This window comes from Lentisalinibacter orientalis (genome assembly GCF_040706535.1).
Taxonomy (GTDB): Bacteria; Pseudomonadota; Gammaproteobacteria; order Steroidobacterales; family Woeseiaceae; genus Lentisalinibacter; species Lentisalinibacter orientalis.
Genome location: NZ_JAPDRJ010000012.1, coordinates 1 through 408, shown reverse-complemented (window position 1 = coordinate 408; position 408 = coordinate 1). Strand labels below are relative to the sequence as shown.

Sequence of the window (408 nt, the reverse complement as noted above, 5' to 3'; positions counted from 1 at the left end):
TCAGGATGTACACCTCGGCCTCGAACTTCGTGTGCGGCGTGATCGAGCCCGGCTTCGCCAGCACCTGGCCGCGCTCCACCTCGTCACGCTTCGTGCCGCGAAGCAGCACACCCACGTTGTCGCCCGCCTGACCCTCGTCCAGGAGCTTCCTGAACATCTCCACACCGGTGCAGGTCGTCTTCGTCGTATCCTTGATACCGACGATCTCCACCTCGTCACCCACCTTGATGATGCCCCGCTCGATGCGCCCCGTGACCACCGTGCCGCGACCGGAGATAGAGAACACGTCCTCCACCGGCATCAGGAAGTCACCGTCCACCGCACGCTCGGGCTCCGGAATGTAGCTGTCCATCGCCTCGATCAGCTTGTAGATCGAGGGCACGCCGATGTCCGACTCGTCCCCCTCGA

General features: G+C 64.0%; 1 protein-coding gene. It reads right to left on the bottom strand.

The window, feature by feature from the left end:
• Positions 1-408 (bottom strand): EF-Tu/IF-2/RF-3 family GTPase (locus ACJMK0_RS19205; RefSeq protein WP_405240901.1); only part of this gene is annotated, 408 nt, incomplete at both ends.